This is a genomic window from Nonomuraea sp. NPDC048901 (genome assembly GCF_040649695.1).
Classification (GTDB): Bacteria; Actinomycetota; Actinomycetes; order Streptosporangiales; family Streptosporangiaceae; genus Nonomuraea.
In genome coordinates this window covers 74,421-86,554 of record NZ_JBEZFW010000003.1, presented here as the reverse complement: position 1 = coordinate 86,554, position 12,134 = coordinate 74,421, and the positions used below count along the sequence as shown (strand labels likewise).

Here is a 12,134-nt window from a genome sequence, read left to right as displayed (position 1 = left end):
TCAGGGCACGACGGGGACGGTGATCCCGCCTGAGATGATCTTTTTGCGGATCTCCTCAAGACGCGGCTCGACGTCGGTGAGGCCGCCGCCGCTCGTGGCGTAGCCCACCCCGTCCTCCTTGAGCCCGAACTCGCGCAGCCCGGAGATCGTCTTGCCCCGCACCGCCTCCTGGATGATGCGCAGGACCGCGACGTCGAGCTTCTTGGTGGCGCTGGTGAGGATCACCTGGGAGAGCCCCTGGTCGACCGTCTTGCGCTGGTCGACGTCGACCCCGATCGCCCACTTGCCCGCGGCCTTGGCCGCCTGGAACACCCCGATCCCGGAGGCGCCGGCGGCGTGGTAGACGACGTCGGCGCCGCCGTCGTACATGCCGCGAGCCGCTTCCTGGGCCTTGTCCGGCGCGGAGAATCCGCTGAAGTCGGGCGGCTGGCTCATGAACACGCTGGAGAGCTGGATCTTGGGGTTGGTCGCTCGGGCGCCGGCCGCGTACCCGGCCAGGAACTTCTGCTGAGGCGGCGTCTGCACGCCCCCGATGAAGCCGATCCGCCCGGTGCGCGACTTGAGCGCCGCGGCCACGCCGACCAGGTAGCTGGCCTGCTCTTCCCGGAACACCACGTTGGTGACGTTCGGCAGCTTCACGGTCGCGTCGTCGATGATGACGAACTGCGTGTGGGGGAAGGCGGGCGCGATCTTCGTCAGTGGCTGGGCGTAGAAGAAGCCGACGGCCAGTACGGGGTTGTGGCCCGTCTCGGCCAGCAGCCGCAGGACCTCCTCCAGGTCCGACCCGGCCGAGTTGGGGCTGAGTTCCTTCACCGACACGCCCAGCTGCGCCTTGGCCTGGTCCACCGCGGACCCGACCGAGTCGTTGAAGGACTTGTCACCGCGTCCACCGCGGCTGTAGGCCACGCCGACCGCGATGGCGGAGTCAGCGGCCGCGCCGTTCCTGCCGGGAGCCGGGTTCACGGTGGCACAGGCCACGAGCGAACACAGCACAAGGCAGAGGGTGACTAATCGGGACATGCGCACCTCCGAGGGAATCCCGGCTCAGCGCCCATCGTGAATACTCATCAGACAAGTGTCAAGGGTTCTCAGATGAGTTGCTCCAGCCGCTTGGCGACCCCGTCGTCGTCGTTGGACGCGGTCACCTCGTCGGCCGCCGCGAGCACCGCCGCATGGGCGTTCGCGACGGCCACCGCCGTTCCCGCCCAGGTCAGCATGGGCAGATCGTTCGGCATGTCGCCGAACGCGATGACGTCCGCGCTGCCGAATCCGAGTCGCCCCGCCATCGACTCCAGGGCGGCCGCCTTGGTGACACCGGCGCGCATCACCTCGCAGAACACGTCCGCCGAGATGGTTACCTCGCACCCGGAAAGGAGCGCGCGCACGCCCTCGTAGTACTCGCGGGCGATCCCCTCCAACTGCACCATGAGCTTGCCGACCTCGTGCCGGGCAAGCGCCTCCTCCAGGCGTGGCACCCGCCGCGCGCTCCGTGACAGGGGGGCGGGCAGTTCGAAGGCGTCCTCCAGCAGCAGCTCCATCCGGCACTCCGCGCCCAGACGCACGCCGGGAAAGCGGTCGCGCAACACCGACAGCGCCGTCACCAGGCGCGTCTCGGCCAGCGGGCAGTAGTCGACCACCTCCTCCCGGGCGAAGTCGAAGGTGATGGAGCCGTTGCCGCAGACCGCGATGGGCGCGCCGCCGACCGCCGCCGCCACGTGCCGCGTGTCGCGGACCGGCCGGGCCGTCGCGATGACGAAGACGTGCCCCGCGTCCTGTACGCGGCGCACGGCCGCCCGCGTACGTTCCGACACCAGGCCACGGGAGTCCAGGAGGGTCCCGTCGAGGTCGCACACGATCATCCGGCGCTTCACAGTGGCTGCTCGGTCAGGTGCGGCGTCACCCATTTCGCGACCTGCGATTCGATGACGTCGAGAGCACCCGCCGTCAGGACGCCGTCGATGGTCTCGGCCAGGTTCCGCCGTGGCGCCAGCCCCTGGAGGACCACCAGGTCGGCGTCCGCGAGGCCGGTGCCGGCCCGCCAGGACGGCTCCGGCATGGATCTGGCCACGCGCGGCAGGTCGCGCGCGGAGGTGCGCACTGTCAGCAGCGCACATGCCGCGCCCGCGCCGACCGAACCCAGGAGCCGGGCGACCTTCTGAATTCTGGTCCGCCTGTCCGCGTCACGCCAGGCGGCCGGACTGGCGATGAGGTGGGGGACGCACGAACGTAGTGTGCAAATAATCCGCATATGGTGGTGCGCCATTGCCGAATCGGGTCCGTCGACGTCGATGACGGCATCGGCGAGTTCGGGAATCTTGGCCTCTCCGGCGCCGAAGGAATGAATCACCTCGGCCGGCAATGACCGGCTCTCGAAGAATTGCCGGGCGATTTTCGGATACTCGGTGACGACCCGGATTCCGGGCAGCAGATCGTCGGCGCTCTCCGCCGGATGATCGCCCGGAACGGCGAGCACCATCCGCCAGGGCGGATCCGCCCCCACGACGTGCGTGAACGCCTCCACGAACTCGACCTTCGCGCCGGTCTCCTCGATCCAGTCGGTGCCGGTCAGGCCGAGGTCGAAGGCGCCGCTCTCGACGACCAGCGGTATTTCGCGCGGTTTGTAGAAGGCCACTTTCAGGCGATCGCCGTACTCGATACTCGCCCGATAACTGCGGTCCGAGGTTCTGCGCACGTCGAGACCGGCGGCGGTGAAAAGGCTCAGGATCGGCCGCTCAAGATACGACCCCTTGGGCAGCGCGAGCGAGACCATGCAGTCCTCCTAAGCCTGTTTCATGAGAGCTCGCAGGGCGAGGTCGATCATGCCGGTGTCGGTGGCGGCCGACGCCATGCGCCGCAGCGTGGCCCGATCCATCCAGCGGGCCTCGACGAACTTGTCCTGCTCGATCCGGGGCCGGGTCAGGTCGCCCGCGACGGTGGCGAGCACGTCGATCTCGCGTCTGCGCGCTCCGTCGCCATCGCTCCAGTCGAAGACGTCCACCACGCCGTCCACCTCGACCAGTCGCCACCTCGTCTCCTCCTCGATCTCCCTCGCGAGTGCCCCGCACAGCGTCTCCCCCTCTTCGACGTGCCCTCCGACGATGTCCCAGCAGCCCGGAAACAGCCGCACGTGGGGCGCGCGCCGCTGCATGAACACCGCACCGGCCGAGTTGACGAGAACGGCGCCCACCACGCACCGCACGCCTTCCGCCGCCGCCTCCCGCTGGACGCGCTCGAACTCCACCGGATGCGGAGCACAGCCGCTCATACCGCCTCCTGGTGCGCGTAGTAGGTCGCGTACAGGGCGGCGAACGGGCCGTCGCGCCGCAATAGCTCGTCGAAGCGGCCCTCCTCGGCGACCTCGCCCTGGTCGAGGACCAGGACGCGATCGGCCCGCCGGATGGTCGAGAGCCGGTGGGCGATCACCAGCACCGTCCGGCCGGTGAACAGCCGGGACAACGCGTCCTGGATGCCCCGCTCGGTCAGCGGGTCGACGCTGGCCGTCGGCTCGTCCAAGAGCAGAATGTCCGGTTCGCGGAGGAACATCCGGGCCAGGGCGATGAGCTGCCGCTGCCCGACCGACACCCCCCGGCCGCCAGCGCTCAGGTGGTCGTCCAGGGACATCGGCATGCTCCGCGACCACACGTGGTGCCCCATGCGCTCGATGGCGCGTTCGGTGTCCGCGCGGCTCGCCCCTGGCCGGCCGTACGCGATGTTCTCCGCGAGCGTGCCCGCGAAGACGAACGGGTGCTGCGGGACGACACCCACCCGCTGCCGGTACGCCCGCAGGTCGAGCGAGCGGATGTCGCGGCCGTCGACCAGCAGCTCGCCGCCTTGGAACTCATAAGCCCTGGCGATCAGCTTGGCCAGCGTGGACTTGCCGCCGCCGGTGTGCCCGACCACGGCGACCGTCTCCCGTGCGGCGAGCCGTACCTCGAAATCCTCGAACACCGTGCTGCCTGGCCCATAACCGAAGCGCAGGCCGCGCGCCTCGATCTCACCGGCCAGGGCGGTCACCGGCTCGTTCCCGCGCTGGACGACGGCGTGCTCGCTGTCGATCAGCGCGAAGACCCGCTCGGCGGCCGCGAGCCCCTGCTGGAAGAGGCTCCAGAAGGCCGCCGCCTGCGTGACCGGCTGCCACAGCATGCCGAGCGCCTGCAGGGCGAAGTACCACTCCCCCGGCGAGAGCCCGCCGAGCACCGCGAACCGGCCGCCCTGGTAGAGCACCACGGCCGTGGCCAGACCGGCCAGCAGCGTCAGGACCGGGAGGATGACCGCGTAGATGAGGCCCTGCCTGACGTAGACCTGGTAGGACAGCCGGTTGACCGCGTCGAAGTCGCGATAGACCGTCTGTTCCCGGCCGAAGCTCTTGGCGACCGAGATGCCCATCATCGTCTCGTGCACGTTGGCGTTGACCCTGGCCATCACCCGGCGCGTGGCCGCCGCCGCCGTCCTGGCCACCCTGCGGAAGGCCAGGGCCGCGGCGAGCAGGATCGGCAGCGCCGCCAGGATGATCAGGCCGAGGTCGACGTCGATCCAGAACACCGCGCCGCCGAGCAGCAGCACCAGGAGCATCTGGCTGAGCAGGTTCAGGGCGAGGGTCATCACCGAGCCGAAGCCCTCGGTGTCGCCGGTGACGCGGCTCAGCACCTTCCCGACCGAGTTCTCGTCGTAGAACGCGACGTCCTTGGCCAGCGCGGCGTCGGCGGCCTCGCACTGCAGGCGGTAGACCATCCTGCCCACCAGCCGGGCGGTGATGGCCTGGCGGGCCCAGTTCATCGCCCAGGCCAGCGCCGCCGCGGCGACCACGAACACGCACAGCTGAAGGCCCAGCCCGGCTCCCCCGCCGATCTGGTCGATCATGCGGGAGATGACGATCGGCACCGAGGCGGTCAGCAGGACCGACCCCACGACAAGCACGGCCGAGCCGAGCATGGCGCCGTGCTGGGCCCGCAGATAGCGCAGGATTCGGGCCAGCAGCCGGCGGTTGCCGTAGACGCGGTCGTACTCGTCGGCGTGCAGGCCCGCGAAGAGGTCGCTCACGTGTAGATCTCCCGGTACAGCGCACAGCGCGCGATCAGTTCGTCGTGCGATCCCTGGTCGACGACCCGCCCGCCGTCCAGCAGCAGGATGACGTCGGCGCGCCGGATCTGGCCGGGGCGGTGCGAGACCAGCACGGTGGTACGGCCGGCCGCCGCGCGCTCGATCGCCTCGGTGATGGCCGTCTCGGTCCGGGCGTCGACCGCGCTGGTCGCGTCGTCCAGGGTGAGGACGCGCGGCTCGGTCAGCAGCGCCCTGGCGATGGCCAGCCGCTGCCGTTGCCCGCCGGACAGCGTCGTCCCGCCCTCGTTGAGGATGGTGGCGTAGCCGTGCTCCATCTCCTGTACGAACTCGTCCGCGCACGCCTGCTTGGCGACGCGCAGCACGTTCTCGTACTCGGCCTCGTCCGGCGAGCCGAAGGCGATGTTGTCCAGCACGCTCTTGGCGAACAGGAAGATCTCCTGGTCCACGTGGCCGATCTGGCGGCGCAGCGCGCCCGGTTCCCACTCGCGCACGTCCCGGCCGTCGATCAGCACCCGTCCCTCGGTGGCGTCGTACATCCGGTTGACCAGCTTGACGAGCATGCTCTTGCCGCTGCCGGTGGGTCCGACGACGGCGAGGGTGCGGCCGGCGGGCAGGTGGAAGGAGACGTCGCGCAGGATGTCCTTGCCTCCGTGACGGAAGGACACGTGGTCGAAGGTGATCGCGCCGTTGATCTCCGCCACCGTGCCCCGGGCGTCCTCACGCTCGGCGGGGTCGCCCTCGATGATCTGCCGCATCCGACCGGCGGCGACGAAGCCCTCCTGGATGACCGGAACGGCCTGCTCGGACATGGTGACCGGCTGCGCGAACAGCACCAGCCAGCCGAGATAGGTCACCACCTGGGCCAGGCCCAGCCCGCCTTGGGAGTAGAGGTAGAGGGAGTGGAGGGCGCCGATCGCCATCGCGAGCGCGAAGCTAAGCGCCGGCAGGTAGACGGCCTGCGCTCTGCCCCGCCTGACGAACGCGTCCCGGTAGGCGGCGGCGGTGTCCCTGAACGCTCGCCGTTCGAGGTCCTCCTGTGTGGACGCCTTGACGGTGGCGATGCCGGCGAGGGTGGCGGAGAAGCGTTCGTTGAGGTCGGCGAAGGTCTCGCGGGTACGGATGACCAGCGGGTTCAGTCGGCGCAGGTGGTAGTACAGCGCGTACGCGAACACCAGCACCAGCACGCCGGGAGCCAGGAGCAGCTGGGCGTTCAAGGTGGCGATGAACAGGATCGGGACCAGCAGCGCCAGAACGCCGTTGGCGGCGGTGGCGACCCCGGGGCTGAGCATGTAGTCGACGAGTCTGGCGTCGTTGATGGCCCGCGCCAGGATGTCGCCGATGCGCTGCTGGTCGTGGAAGGACATGCGTTTGGCCAGCAGGCTGCGGTACAGCTCGTCGCGTACATCCCGTTTGACCCGCTGGGCGATGATCTCCATCGAGCCGTTGGACATCAGGTCGGCGGCGAACCGGCCGGCCGCCAGCAGGCCGGCCGTGATCGCCGCCGCCCCGACCGCGGCGAGGTCGTGGCGGGCGCCGGTGGCCTCGGCGAACGCCGCGCCGATCTGTACGGGGATGAGCGTCGAACAGAGGTTGGCCGCCACCGCCGTGATCGCGAACAGCAGCAGGAGCATCCTGTGCCGCCGGAGATGACCGGCGACCCACCCCCCTATGCTCCGGGACGCGGCCGGTGGGGCACCACCGGCCGGCCGCGTCTCCTCAGCCATGTCTCACTCCGCTCACCGCGACTTCCGCCTACGCCCACGCCTGGACCGGATGCTTCAGCAGGCCGGAGCCGTTCTCCCCCGCCGCGTTCAGTTCCTCCATCGCCCGGTCGCAGAGCACGGACGCCGCCAGGGCATCGGTGATCGACGGTGCGTCCTTGGCGTGGCCGTTCGTCTGGTGCCCGTCCCGCGTCGCACGGCAGGCGTCGACGAAGGCCTGGAGCTCCGGTCCGAACCCGCTGCGCGCCCAGCCGTGGTCCAGGTTGCGCGTGCTGTGCAGTTCCTGGCCGTACGGCAGGCCGTCGGACAGTTCGAGCGTCACCCGCTCCAGGGAAGGGGCGCTGTAGCGGCTGCCGTCCATGCCCTGCACCTCGACGCCCACCAGGAAACGCTTGACATGGTTGCCCATGCGCAGCGTCGAGAGTGAGCCGTCGTCGTGACGCAGGAAGAGGTTCACCTGGAAGCGGTCGGGCGCGCCGGGGATGGCGTGCGCGTCCACCTGGACGACAGGCGAGGGCACGAACCAGCGGGCCAGGTCGAGGGCGTGCACCCCGTTGTGCCGGATCCACGCCTCCAGGGTCGTGTCCACCCCCCACTGCGGAGCGGACGGGTGGCGGCTGTAGAAGTCGATGGTCACCGAGCACGGACTGGACCGGATGTCGGTGCTCAACTCGTGCAGCCGCTGGAGGGTTTCGGCGTAGCGGAAGTTGAAGCCCACCTGAACGTGCCGGCCGCTGCGGCACACCACGCGCTCCAGATCCTGGAGCGCGTCGGTGGACGGCCCGGCCGGCTTCTCGACGAAGCAGTCGACGCCGCGTTCGGCCAGCTGCCGGGTGAGCCGGTAGGAAGGCTCCGGTGGCACGGCGAGGATCGCCGCGTCCACGGTCTTGAGGTCGATCGCTTCGATGGAGTCGGCGCAGACCGCGCCGCGGGCCAAGGCCTGGACCTCGGCGGCCAGCGACAGGTCAGGGTCGACGCAGGCCACGACCTGGTAGCCGCGGATCCGCTGCAGGAAGGGGAAGAGGTTCTGCTGCATCTGCCGGCCGCAGCCGACGAGCGCGAGGCGCAGGAGATCAGCCACGGTCGGCTCCGTTCCAGTCTTGGAAGGCGCGGCGCGCCCGGTCATGGAAGTCGCTCCAGTCGAGGTCACGATGGGCCAGGCTCACGAAGGACGGGTGCCCTTCGAGCAGGAGGATGCCGGCGCCGGTGAGAGCGCCGAGCAGCGCCTCACGCCGCTCCTTGTCGCCAAGGAGCGCTTCGTCGTGATAGACCAGCTCGAACATCCCGCCGCCGAGCACCGGGCGGGCGCCGAGCAGGTCCGCCACCCCCGCCTCCTTGGCGGCAGCGGAGAGAACGGCCGCCACCTCGGTGCCGATCCGGCCGACCTCGGCCCAGCCGTCCGGCGCGTCCTGGGTGGGCTTCTCCAGAATGTCCCTGGTCGCCAGTGCGGCGTAAATGGCGATCATCTCCTTGGAGAACGTGCCGCTGAGCCGGGCCCGCTCCGCGTGGGCGAGCAGGTCGGCGCCGCCCACCAGGATGCTCAGCGGCGCCCCGTTGGCCAGCGCCTTGCCGATCACGATCAGGTCCGAGCCGATGGCGTTGTCATGGTCATAGCCCAGCGCCGAGATCCGGCCGCCGGTCTTGGTCTCGTCGAAGACGGTCAGCAGGCCGGCCTCGCGGCACATCGCGACGGCCTGCCGCAGCACGTCAGGTGTGGTGAACGAGGCCAGGTAGGCGTCGAAGACGAAGCAGCCCAACCGGCCCCGGTGCCGCTCCAGCAGCTCTGACAGTGACTCCAGGCGAAGATCGACCCAGTTCAGTACGGGCTCGGACTCGCCGATCCCGCGCATCCCGTCGGTGTACCGGAGCTTCTCGCGCAGGGGCGAGTGCAGCGGCTCGTGCCACTTCAGGGAGTTGGCGATCTGGGAGTCGTGCCAGCCGACGTAGCCGCTGCGGACGATTCCGAGCCGGCCGGTCCGCATAGCGGCCAGCCGGAAAGCCGCGGTGACGGCCTCCGAGGCGGTCTTGAAGAACGCGCCCCTGTCTCCGGGCCGCTCGCCCAGCAGTCGTTCCAGATATTCCTGGTGGAACGTGGTGAACCCCGGCATCATGATGCCGTTGGCCAGATAGCCGCCGAGAATTTCGTTGAAGAGGTCGTCCGAGTGGCCGATTATCACTGGCCCATAACCCATGACGAAGTCGATGTACGGCACGCCGTTCGCGTCCGACACCTCGCCTCTCTTACCTCGCGAGAACAGGAGCTGTTGTCCTTCTGCCCTGAACTTTTTGGTGATCTTCGAGTGAGCGATCCGCTCATATTGCAACAATGATCCTCTCCTTCCGGGCCAGGCTTAATAAGATCGAAATGTAATTCCAGCGACAATACCTTCGCCCGGCCGGACTCCGTCAAGTACTCCTTTTTCCAGGGTCAACCGATATTCCGGGTTCCTCGCGCGATGAAAAGAAAAGAGATCACGCGGCGCCGATCACGCGCGGGCCAGGCGACTCGGCGGCGACATAGCAAGGCTTCGAGAGCGCCGTCAAGTGAACCTTTTTCCAGGGTTGACAAAACGGTCGCCGCATATCAAGTTGTGTGGGCCATTGTCGGCGGTGATGTGGAGGCGACGTGGACCACGAAGCGACCCGGGGAAGCCCGGATATCATCGGGCGCAGTAAGCGTCTGTGGTTACTGCCCGGCGGGCAGTGCCTCGTGCAGATAATCCCCAGCCTGCGCAGTTTCACCTACCAGCGTGATGAAATCGTCGAGCGCACCGGCCCGCTGCGGCTCGCTTTCTACGAAAGGGCCGCGGCCATGATCGAGGCCGCGGGGGTGCGGTGCGCGTTCAGGGAACGGGTCGCCGAGGACTCCTACCTCGCCGACTACTGCCCGGCGCCCCCCTTCGAAGTGATCGTGAAGAACAGGGCCACCGGATCGACCACCCGGAAGTACCCCGGCCTGTTCGAGGACGGCGCGCCGCTGCCCCGCCCGGTCGTGAAGTTCGACTACCGGATCGACCCCGAGGACCAGCCGATCGGCGAGGACTACCTGAGAGTCCTCGGGCTGCCGGTCGAGGAGATGCGCGAACGCGCGCTCGCCGTCAACGACGTGCTGCGATCGTGGCTGCGCCCGCTGGACGTGTGGGACTTCTGCCTCATCTTCGGGCAGGCGGGCAACGGCGAGCTGACCGTCATCTCCGAGATCTCCCAGGACTGCATCCGGCTGCGGCACGAGGACGGATCCCCCCTGGACAAGGACCTGTTCCGGGACGGTGTCGAAGGAGACGAGATCGTCAACCAGTGGAGTCGCGTCCTCGATGTCATCAAGTGACGCCCGGGTCGCGCTGGTCACCGGCACCAATCGCGGCAGCGGAAAGGCCATCGCCGGGGAACTACGCGACCGCGGCTACCGCCTGTTCTCCCTGAACCGGTCCTTGGCGAGGGAGGACTGGCTCGGGGAGCTCCGGTGCGATCTGGCCGACCCCGCGCAGATCAGGCGGGGGGTCGGCCAGGTGCTCGACGAGGCGGGCCGGATCGACGTCTGCGTGTCCAACGCGGTCGAGCGGGTTCTCGACCCGATAGCCGAGTTGACCGAGGCGGACTGGGAGCGGCTGGTCTCGATCAACCTCAGCGCCAGCTTCCACCTGGTCAAGGCCGTCCTGCCCGCGTTGCGGGCCGGCCGTGGCGTCTTCGTCGCGATGGGCAGCCACGCCGGCACCCGCTACTTCGAGGGCGGCGCCGCCTACAGCGCCACCAAGGCCGGGCTGAAGGCGCTGGTCGAGACGCTGCTGCTGGAGGAACGCCGCAACGGGGTCCGGGCCTGCCTCGTCTCTCCGGGAGCCATCGCCAACCTGGACGGCGATGACTCGGCGCACAAGATGAGCACGCGGTCCGTCGCCCGCTGCGTGGGCACCATCGTCGACTCCTGGCCGACGGACCTCGTGGTGGGAGAAATAGAGGTACGCCCGGCCGACCTCGCCGAACCGCCCATCACCGGCATCGACCGTCTTCTGCATGTGTAGTTTCCGAGGAGGAATCATGCTCTCCCTCGTACTGCCGAAGGGGTCGCTGGAGCGGCGGGCCCTGCAACTGTTCGCGGCCGCGGGGCTGCCCATCCGGCGGCCCTCCGAACGGTCGTACCGTGGCGTGATCGACTACACCGGCGTGACGCACGTCGCGTTCTACAAGCCGCGCGAGATCCCCTTGGCGGTCGAGAGCGGGACGTTCGACCTCGGACTGACCGGCGCCGACTGGATCGAGGAGACCGGCGCCAAGGTCGAGGTGGCGGAGTCCTTCGACTACTCCAGGAACACCGAGCGGCCATGGCGGCTGGTGCTCGCGGCCCCGGCCGACCACCCCGCCACCAGCGTGACCGATCTGCCCGACGGCGTCCGCGTGGCCACCGAATACCCGAACATCGGCCGCCGCTTCTTCCAGGCCGCCGGACGGCGGGCCGAGGTGGTCGTGTCCTACGGCGCGACGGAAGCCAAGATCCCGGAGCTGGCCGATGTGATGATGGACGTCGTGGAGACGGGCCATTCGCTCCGCCAGAACAACCTGCGGATCATCGAGACCATCCGGACCTGCGGCGCGCAACTGATCGCCAACCCGGCCGCGTACGCCGAGAAGAGCAAACGCGGCGTGATCCAGAACATCGCGCTGCTGCTGCGTGGCGCCTGGGTCGGCCCGTCCCACGTACTGCTGACGGTCCGGACGCTGGCCGAAAGCCTGCCCCAGGTGGTCACCGCGATGCCCGGCCGATCGTGGCGCGCCGGGTCGGACCTGGCGGACGAGAATGTGGTCGTGCTCCAGGGAGTGCTGCTGCGCGGGGACGTCCCTGAGATGATCGACGTCCTGCTGTCGGCCGGAGCGGTCGACGTCACCGAATCGGGAATCGGCCTCCTCGCCTCGAACGTGTCGCGATGCTGATCCGTACCACGAACAACCGGCTCGTCCCCGCGGACGGAGCCGGCTGGCGCGCGTCCTCCGGCCTGCTCGAACTGCGTCTGGCCACCCCCGTCTCCGCCGATTCCGTCGTGGCGGTCACCCGCGGCGTCCTGCTCGCCGTTGACATGGACGGCCGTTCCCGCGTGCTCGACGTCGACCTCATCGGGCTGCCCGCCGAACTGCTGGCGCCACTGAGCCGGTACGCCGTCCCTCCCCGCCCGACCACCGACAGCGGCCCCGTCGCCTTGGACCTGGACGCAGCCTGGTTGTGGATCCATGTCCAGGACGGTCACCGTGTGTCCCGCCATCGCCGGCCCGCCGACGTGCGCTTCTCCTTCGCCGGAGCCGGGCTGGTGGGCATCCAGGCGCGCCTGACCGCAGCGGCGGATGAACCAGATTAGATCGAAG

General features: G+C 69.2%; 12 protein-coding genes. 4 read left to right on the top strand and 8 right to left on the bottom strand.

Translation table 11 applies throughout. From position 1 onward, the window contains the following. From AB0C30_RS10100 to AB0C30_RS10065, 8 genes are all read right to left on the bottom strand, one after another. Positions 1-1,020 (bottom strand): BMP family ABC transporter substrate-binding protein, encoded by a 1,020-nt coding sequence (locus AB0C30_RS10100; RefSeq protein WP_357941670.1) that lies wholly within the window; start codon positions 1,018-1,020, stop codon positions 1-3. A gap of 68 nt (positions 1,021-1,088) precedes the next feature. Continuing rightward, the gene (locus tag AB0C30_RS10095; protein WP_357941668.1) at positions 1,089-1,871 is read right to left on the bottom strand and encodes an HAD hydrolase family protein; all 783 of its coding nucleotides are present in this window, start codon (positions 1,869-1,871) and stop codon (positions 1,089-1,091) included. Continuing rightward, the gene (hisG, locus tag AB0C30_RS10090; RefSeq protein WP_357941667.1) at positions 1,868-2,770 is read right to left on the bottom strand and encodes an ATP phosphoribosyltransferase; all 903 of its coding nucleotides are present in this window, start codon (positions 2,768-2,770) and stop codon (positions 1,868-1,870) included. Before hisG (AB0C30_RS10090) ends, AB0C30_RS10095 begins: the two co-directional genes overlap by 4 nt. 9 nt (positions 2,771-2,779) lie before the next feature. Continuing rightward, positions 2,780-3,265: an NUDIX domain-containing protein gene (locus AB0C30_RS10085; RefSeq protein WP_357941665.1), complete on the bottom strand. Its 486-nt coding sequence runs from the start codon at positions 3,263-3,265 to the stop codon at positions 2,780-2,782. Beyond that, positions 3,262-5,040: an ABC transporter ATP-binding protein gene (locus AB0C30_RS10080; RefSeq protein ID WP_357941663.1), complete on the bottom strand. Its 1,779-nt coding sequence runs from the start codon at positions 5,038-5,040 to the stop codon at positions 3,262-3,264. The genes AB0C30_RS10085 and AB0C30_RS10080 overlap by 4 nt, the downstream gene beginning before the upstream one ends. Further along, positions 5,037-6,785, bottom strand: a complete 1,749-nt coding sequence (locus tag AB0C30_RS10075) for an ABC transporter ATP-binding protein (RefSeq protein ID WP_357941661.1) — start codon at positions 6,783-6,785, stop codon at positions 5,037-5,039. Before AB0C30_RS10075 ends, AB0C30_RS10080 begins: the two co-directional genes overlap by 4 nt. A gap of 28 nt (positions 6,786-6,813) precedes the next feature. Further along, complete coding sequence (locus AB0C30_RS10070; protein WP_357941659.1) at positions 6,814-7,863, bottom strand: Gfo/Idh/MocA family oxidoreductase; 1,050 nt, start codon at positions 7,861-7,863, stop codon at positions 6,814-6,816. Then, the gene (locus tag AB0C30_RS10065) at positions 7,856-9,106 is read right to left on the bottom strand and encodes an aminotransferase class III-fold pyridoxal phosphate-dependent enzyme (protein ID WP_357943092.1); all 1,251 of its coding nucleotides are present in this window, start codon (positions 9,104-9,106) and stop codon (positions 7,856-7,858) included. The genes AB0C30_RS10070 and AB0C30_RS10065 overlap by 8 nt, the downstream gene beginning before the upstream one ends. 302 nt (positions 9,107-9,408) lie before the next feature. On the opposite strand from AB0C30_RS10065, the gene AB0C30_RS10060 reads away from it, so the two are divergent. The 4 genes from AB0C30_RS10060 to AB0C30_RS10045 are packed head-to-tail and all read left to right on the top strand — an operon-like array spanning position 9,409 to position 12,127. Continuing rightward, positions 9,409-10,110, top strand: coding sequence for a phosphoribosylaminoimidazolesuccinocarboxamide synthase (locus AB0C30_RS10060; RefSeq protein WP_357941657.1), 702 nt, complete (start codon positions 9,409-9,411; stop codon positions 10,108-10,110). Further along, entirely contained in the window at positions 10,097-10,801 is a 705-nt protein-coding gene (locus tag AB0C30_RS10055) for an SDR family NAD(P)-dependent oxidoreductase (RefSeq protein WP_357941654.1), read from the top strand. Before AB0C30_RS10060 ends, AB0C30_RS10055 begins: the two co-directional genes overlap by 14 nt. 16 nt (positions 10,802-10,817) lie before the next feature. Continuing rightward, positions 10,818-11,708, top strand: a complete 891-nt coding sequence (hisG, locus tag AB0C30_RS10050; RefSeq protein ID WP_357941652.1) for an ATP phosphoribosyltransferase — start codon at positions 10,818-10,820, stop codon at positions 11,706-11,708. Continuing rightward, entirely contained in the window at positions 11,702-12,127 is a 426-nt protein-coding gene (locus AB0C30_RS10045; RefSeq protein WP_357941650.1) for a hypothetical protein, read from the top strand. Before hisG (AB0C30_RS10050) ends, AB0C30_RS10045 begins: the two co-directional genes overlap by 7 nt. The last annotated feature ends 7 nt before the right edge of the window (positions 12,128-12,134 follow it).

Bases quoted from the DNA above. Each gene is read 5' to 3' on its own strand.
- AB0C30_RS10055 (WP_357941654.1), top strand. From the start codon at position 10,097: ATGTCATCAAGTGACGCCCGGGTCGCGCTGGTCACCGGCACCAATCGC.
- hisG (WP_357941652.1), top strand. From the start codon at position 10,818: ATGCTCTCCCTCGTACTGCCGAAGGGGTCGCTGGAGCGGCGGGCCCTG.
- AB0C30_RS10075 (WP_357941661.1), bottom strand. From the start codon at position 6,785: ATGGCTGAGGAGACGCGGCCGGCCGGTGGTGCCCCACCGGCCGCGTCC.
- AB0C30_RS10100 (WP_357941670.1), bottom strand. From the start codon at position 1,020: ATGTCCCGATTAGTCACCCTCTGCCTTGTGCTGTGTTCGCTCGTGGCC.
- hisG (WP_357941667.1), bottom strand. From the start codon at position 2,770: ATGGTCTCGCTCGCGCTGCCCAAGGGGTCGTATCTTGAGCGGCCGATC.
- AB0C30_RS10085 (WP_357941665.1), bottom strand. From the start codon at position 3,265: ATGAGCGGCTGTGCTCCGCATCCGGTGGAGTTCGAGCGCGTCCAGCGG.
- AB0C30_RS10045 (WP_357941650.1), top strand. From the start codon at position 11,702: ATGCTGATCCGTACCACGAACAACCGGCTCGTCCCCGCGGACGGAGCC.